Raw genomic sequence first — 5619 nt, 5'->3', positions numbered from 1 at the left:
CACGCCGGTGGGGGTCGGGTTGCCACCTGGGCGGGGTTTAGTGGCTAAGCTGGCACTAATGCAGCTAATGCGTTAGCAAAGGGCCGGCGGTTTACGCCCCTCCAAGTTGCCAGTTTCTGGTCCTTTCACGCCTGAGTAGTTTTGGTGGTGAAACGTGACTAAACGGCACGTGCGTTTTGTTTACGGTGCAGTCGGGGCCTGCCTGGTCCTGGCGGCCTGCGCTCCGATTGGTGCCAAGGAGGAGGGCAGGCAGGTCCCGCCCGCCCCGGTGGTGACACCGACGTCTGCGCCATCAGGCGTAGTCGCTTCGGGTGAAGCGACTGAGGCTAGCAGTGGTGGTACTGGTGCTGGTGGAGGAAACGGGGGTGCTGTCGCAGGGGATGTGCAAAAGGACATCTCCACCCGGGCGCTGCCGTTAGACCGCTGGCTCTACCCGAGTAACCACGCAATGTCCCTGGAGATCTGGGAACGCATGGTGGTCAAGTGCATGTGGAGTAACGGAATCACAGAGCGAAAAGTGAATCGTGATTCCTCTGCGCCTTTCCCAGAAGATGCACCTACAGGCAAGCTGGCCGATCGGCTCTTCAACGTGAGAATCGCCCAGAAGTACGGTTATCGCCCCGCCCCCAATCCACAGAATCCCTGGACCGAGGAACAGCAGCGGGCAGGGGATGGCTTTGCAGGCAATTCCTCACTTCGGGATGAGTGGAAAAAGTGCATGGAACCAGCTAGCGAAGAATTTCTAGCCCGATATGGGGAATCACAGCTTGATGTCTCAAACCGGCTTTCCGGGATAGCTGACCTAAACCGTGTCGGGGTGAATCGGGACAGTATGCAGGCTGTGGCTGCGGCGCAGCGCTGGCGTGAGTGCATGGCGCCGCTGGGTATTCCTGATCTGCCCGAGCAGCCATTCGATAAAACTAGATACCACATTCCGGAAACGCTTCAGCAGCGCTTTGATTGGTATGCCGGTGGCCAGCCTGGTGCGGAGGAGATCGAGTACGCGGTGCACGATGCGCAGTGCCGTGTATCTTCTGGCTGGGACCAAACCCTTTATGAGGACGAGTGGGCCCAGCAGGAAGCGTTTGTCAACGCCCACCGCGCTGAACTGGACGCGGCAGCTCAGCAATCAGAACAGGATGCCATTAAGCTGCGTGCCTTGTTGGCAGAGGTGCAGGCAGAGAAGTAGTGAGGAGCAGTTTGAAGCGCTGGGTTTTGCCCCTGGGGGCGGTAGCGGTGGCGGTGTTGCTGGTGGTGGCCACGTGGATGCTGGCTACCCGCTTTCAATCGCCTGCGCAACGAGAGGCCAACGCGCAGGCCCCACTGGCCCAACCAGTCGTGGTGCCGGTCGCCAAGGGGGACTTGAAGGAACAGCTCACTGCACGCGCGGAGGTCACGGGAGCGGCCCAAAAGAAGCTCACCATCCCCATTCCCGCTGGCGCGGCTGTCATTACCGCTCAGGGAACGGGCGCTGGCCAGCAACTTCAAGCCGGTTCCGTTGTCACCTGGGTAAACGACCGTCCACTCATCGCGCTTCCGGGGGCTTTCCCGTTCTACCGCGACATGGCGGAGGGGGATGAGGGTGAGGACGTCCGCCAGCTGCAGCGCGCCTTGCAGGCCTTGGGCTACGACATCAGCGCGGAGGGAGAGTTTGGCCCCTACACCGCTGCCTGCGTGAAGGACATGTACCAGCAGCGCGGATCTGCCGCCGTGACCCGACCGGTGGCAGAGGCTCCCGCGCCCGCCCCTCAACCGGGCGTGGGAAATCCACCGTCAGGAGGGGAGAAGGCCAGTACCCGTCCCGAGGGCGGGCAGGGGGAAACCACAGCTCCCCAAGTGGCTGCCCCGCCTGCGCCTGCGAGCACGAAGACGGAAGTGGTGGTGCGTGCCAGCGAACTGTTGGTGCTGCCGGAGCTACCACTCCAGGTCAGCGAGGCAATCGCCACCGGAACAACCTTGACTGCGGAGAACGCCTTCTTCATCGTCGGTGGTAGCGACGTTCATCTCAAGGTACAAATGCCTGCCGGCCAGGCCGCTCGCTTGAAAGTGGGAATGACGGGAAGCGCCGCAGTTGGCGAGCAGCAGCTGGCGGTGAAGATTGCTTCGATAAAGGAACAGGAGGCGGACGAGCAGTCCGCCGAGCAGGGGCCACCCGGTTCCAGCAACACCGTAGTGGAACTCGCCCCGCTCTCCGGGGCCGTGCCGGCAGAGTGGGCGCAGGGAGACCCGCCTCTGGTCACCATCGACTTCTTCGAGCCGCTTAAAGGCGCCCTGCTGGTGCCGCAACGCGCCATCGCGGTAGACGTGGCCGGGGGAACCTGGGTGCTCAAGCAGGTCCAGGGCGCCTTTGAGCAGACTGCCATTAGGGAGATCAGGTGCGTGGCGGGCCTGTGCGCGGTCGAGGGCGGCATCGCCCCCGGTGACAAGGTGCGGGTGGACTTCGAGTGACCCACCTAGAACTGCGCGGAGTCGGCCGCACATTTGCGGGCGAAGCCCCCGTGGTTGCGCTTGCCGATGTGGATTTGGTGATCGAGCAGGGTGACTACGTGGCCATAGAGGGCCCCTCGGGCTCCGGCAAGTCCACCCTACTCAACCAGATCGCTTTGCTGGACGTGCCCACGCAAGGCACCTATTTGGTGGACGACGTTGCCACCACAACCCTGCCTGATCACGTGCGCGCCCGGTTGCGCAGCCGGAACTTCGGCTTCATCTTCCAGTCTTTTCACCTGTTGCCCGGGCGAAGCGTACTGGCCAATGTTGCCCTTGGGAGCCTGTATCGCGGTATAGGCGCCAAGGAGCGGGAGTCGGCAGCGTTAGAGGCACTGGAGTTCGTTGGGCTATCCCACAAGAGCGCTCAGCGCGTAGACACCCTCTCCGGTGGTGAGCGTCAGCGCGTGGCGATCGCGCGCGCCATCGTTTCCGGGGCACCCGTGCTGGTTGCTGACGAGCCCACCGGAAACCTGGACCGCAAGAGCGGCCAGGTGGTGATCGAGACACTGGAGAGGCTAAACGCCACCGGGACCACGCTGATCGTGGTCACCCATGACCCGGCTTTGGCCGCCCGCGCCAAGCGGAGGGTACACGTCCTCGACGGACACGTCTCCGAGCAGCCCGCGTCTGCGCACGCGCTTGCGCCCGGTTCACCGCCAGTTGGTGAGGCAGCACAGACCGCCCCCGCGAGCGGGAAAGACTCGCAGGTTCGTCTGCTAGACGCGCTCATGGACGCCTGGCAGGGGTTGTGGTCCAAGGCCTCACGCACGTGGGGGTTGGTGGCGGCCGTGGCAATGGGAGTTGCGCTGGCCATCACCACAAACGGGCTCGCCCTGAGCGCCCGCTACCAGGTCTCGGATATATTCGACGCTGCCCAGAACAAGCGTGTGTCGATGCAGGCGGGACCATTCGACTACGAAGGCGCTCACTTTGACTGGGCGGGATCTGTGGATTCTTTGCACCGGCTGCGGGAACTGGCTGGAGTCACCTCCGCCATGACGTGGGTGGCGCGGGGAGGAGTAAGCGCCTCCACGCGGCCCGGTGTTCCTTCTCAGGCTGAACCCCCGTTGGTGGGTGTCACGGATGGGTCGCTGCCTGGTGACATCGTGACGGTGAGGGGTTTGAAACCGGGGCAGCAGCTTGGCCCCGGCGAGGTGGTGGTGGGTGCCAACCTGGCCAAGAGCATCCAGATGGGCCCGCTCCAGGCCTCGCCCGCACTCTGGGTAGACGGGACAGCCTGGCGAGTCGTGGGTGTCCTAGAGGACGCGGGATTGAACGTGCAGTTGCTTGAATCGGTGCTGATGCTGGAGTCTGAAGCTGCGACCATCGAAAAAGCCGATTCCGCTAACGCGGAGTTGCGGGTGCAGCCCGGCTCTGCCGCCTCGGTGGGCAGACAGGCTCCCGCAGCGTGGATTCCCACCGCCAAGAACGGCATAGCGGTGATGGTTCCCCCCGATCCGCGTAGCCTGCGCGGGGAGATCGAATCGAACCTCTCGGTAATGCTCTGGACCCTGACCGGGGTTGCGCTGCTAGCCGCAGTGCTTTCCCTTACCAACGCGATGACCAATGCCGTCTTCCAACGGATCGGGGAGTTCGGGTTACGCCGGGCTATCGGTGCGCGCCGCAGTCACATCCGTGCCCTGGTCATGGCCGAGTCCGTAGTGATCGGTGTGCTGGGCGGGGCAATCGGAGCCTACGTCTCCATCGTGGCGATCCTGGGAGTAACAATTGCACGCGGCTGGCAGCCGGTGCTGGACCCCAACTCGGTTGGTTTGGGTGTGCTGGGCGGGATCGTGGTGGGCTTCCTGGGGGGATTGCTGGCCACCTTCCGAGCATCGCGTATCCAGCCATCGGATGCCCTGCGGGCTTGACGTCCTCGATGCGCCCGCCTGCGCGGGCATCACGAGCCAGGCGACACCCAAACCACGTCCGGGGAGCGGCTACTTTTCCGCCTGGACCTCTGCCAGTAAGACGCGCAGCTTAATGGCATCCTGTTCCGATTGTTGAGCTGCCGCGTCCAGCTCGGCGCGGTGGGCGTTGACAAACGCTTCCTGCTTAGCCCACTCGTCCTCATAAAGGGTCTGGTCCCAGCCAGAAGAGACACGGCACTGCGCATCGTGCACCGCAAACTCAATCTCCTCCGCACCAGGCTGACCACCCGGATACCAATCAAAGCGCTGCTGAAGCGTCTCCGGAATGTGGTATCTAGTTTTAGCGAATGGCTGCTCGGGCAGATCAGGAATGCCCAGCGGCGCCATGCACTCACGCCACCGCTGCGCCGCAGCCACAGCCTCAGGACTATTCTCATCCGGCCCCATCCGATTCAGCTCTCCCCAGGCGGGAAAGTTATTTGAGGTATCGAATGGAGGCCCGCCAAATCGCTTTTCGAACTCCTGGTTGGCAGTTGGCATGCACTGATCCCACGCTTTGCGAACCTCCGGCTGGCCCACCAGGCCATCCCCGGCCCGGAGCTGCTCCTCCGTCCACGGATTTTGCGGGTCAGGGGCAGGACGATAACCATACTTCCTAGCAATGGATTCATTAAAAAGGCGATCTGCATAGATTCCACCAGGAGTATCCTCAGCGAAAGGAGCAGACGAGTTCCAGCGCGCAACATATGAAACGCCCCGAGCGTTAATGCACTTGGTCAGCATGCGCTCCCAGATTTCAGCGGCCATCACCTCATTGTGAGGGTACCGCCAGCGGTCTAACGGCAACGCCCAGGTAGAGATGTCCTTTTGCACATCCCCTGCGGCAGCACCCCCGCTTCCTCCACCAGCACCAGTACCACCACTGCTAGCCTCAGCCGCTTCACCCGAAGCGACCATGACTGATGGCGCAGACGTCGGTGTCACTACCGGCGCGGGCGGCGCCTGCCCGGACTCCTCCTTAGCACCAATCGGAGCGCAGGCCGCCAGGGCCAGGCAGGCCCCGACTGCACCGTAAACAAAACGCACCTGCCGTTTAGTCACGTTTCACCACCAAAACTACTCAGGCGTGAAAGGACCAGAAACTGGCAACTTGGAGGGGCGAAAACCGCCGGCCCTTTGCTAACGCATTAGCTGCATTAGCGCCAGCTTAGCCACTAAACCCCGCCCAGGCGACAACCCGCCCCCTCCGGCGCGTCCG

At 63.0% G+C, this 5619-nt stretch carries 4 protein-coding genes; 3 read left to right on the top strand and 1 reads right to left on the bottom strand.

Features of this window, described 5'->3' with window-relative positions:
• Positions 1-382 precede the first annotated feature (382 nt).
• From AC4PWQ_RS00940 to AC4PWQ_RS00930, 3 genes are read left to right on the top strand one after another with little or no spacing between them, the layout of a single operon-like run.
• Positions 383-1189 carry a hypothetical protein gene (locus AC4PWQ_RS00940; protein WP_371152606.1) on the top strand — a complete coding sequence of 269 codons (807 nt, stop codon included), beginning with the start codon at positions 383-385 and terminating at the stop codon, positions 1187-1189.
• The gene (locus AC4PWQ_RS00935) at positions 1189-2448 is read left to right on the top strand and encodes a peptidoglycan-binding domain-containing protein (protein WP_492089504.1); all 1260 of its coding nucleotides are present in this window, start codon (positions 1189-1191) and stop codon (positions 2446-2448) included. The genes AC4PWQ_RS00940 and AC4PWQ_RS00935 overlap by 1 nt, the downstream gene beginning before the upstream one ends.
• Complete coding sequence (locus AC4PWQ_RS00930) at positions 2445-4361, top strand: ABC transporter ATP-binding protein/permease (protein WP_371152604.1); 1917 nt, start codon at positions 2445-2447, stop codon at positions 4359-4361. Before AC4PWQ_RS00935 ends, AC4PWQ_RS00930 begins: the two co-directional genes overlap by 4 nt.
• A gap of 69 nt (positions 4362-4430) precedes the next feature.
• Here the strand turns inward: AC4PWQ_RS00930 and AC4PWQ_RS00925 are convergent, their stop codons facing one another.
• Positions 4431-5168, bottom strand: coding sequence for a hypothetical protein (locus AC4PWQ_RS00925; RefSeq protein ID WP_371152603.1), 738 nt, complete (start codon positions 5166-5168; stop codon positions 4431-4433).
• Positions 5169-5619 lie beyond the last annotated feature (451 nt).

The sequence above is a fragment of the Buchananella sp. 103232 genome, from assembly GCF_058725725.1.
This window is presented reverse-complemented; position numbering and strand designations above follow the sequence as displayed.